This is a genomic window from Enhygromyxa salina (assembly GCF_000737335.2).
Classification (GTDB): domain Bacteria; phylum Myxococcota_A; class Polyangia; order Nannocystales; family Nannocystaceae; genus Plesiocystis; species Plesiocystis salina_C.
On sequence record NZ_JMCC02000332.1, the window covers coordinates 1 to 503 of the forward strand.

Here is a 503-nt window from a genome sequence, read left to right on the forward strand (position 1 = left end):
GATGAATATTCAGCAGAGCAAGTGGCTGATTGTTACCGTCTGCGATGGCAAATTGAACTGGCTTTTAAGCGGCTCAAAAGTTTGCTGCACCTGGATGCTTTGCGTGCAAAGGAACCTGAACTCGCGAAAGCGTGGATATTTGCTAATCTACTCGCCGCATTTTTAATTGACGACATAATCCAGCCATCGCTGGATTTCCCCCCCAGAAGTGCCGGATCCGAAAAGAAGAACTAACTCGTTGTGGAGAATAACAAAAATGGTCATCTGGAGCTTACAGGTGGCCATTCGTGGGACAGTATCCCTGACAGCCTACAAAACGCAATTGAAGAACGCGAGGCATCGTCTTAACGAGGCACCGAGGCGTCGCATTCTTCAGATGGTTCAACCCTTAAGTTAGCGCTTATGGGATGTTTCCCCCACATTCAACGCCGAGAATAGAGGAAAAATTAAAGGGGAGATAAAATCCCCCCTTTTTGGTTAACTAATTGTATGGGAATGGTTAA

General features: G+C 46.3%; 1 protein-coding gene. It reads left to right on the forward strand.

The features are described 5' to 3' along the window. On the forward strand, positions 1-234 hold a 234-nt coding region (locus DB30_RS41135; protein ID WP_001184882.1), incomplete at its 5' end, for a transposase. Positions 235-503: the final 269 nt, after the last annotated feature.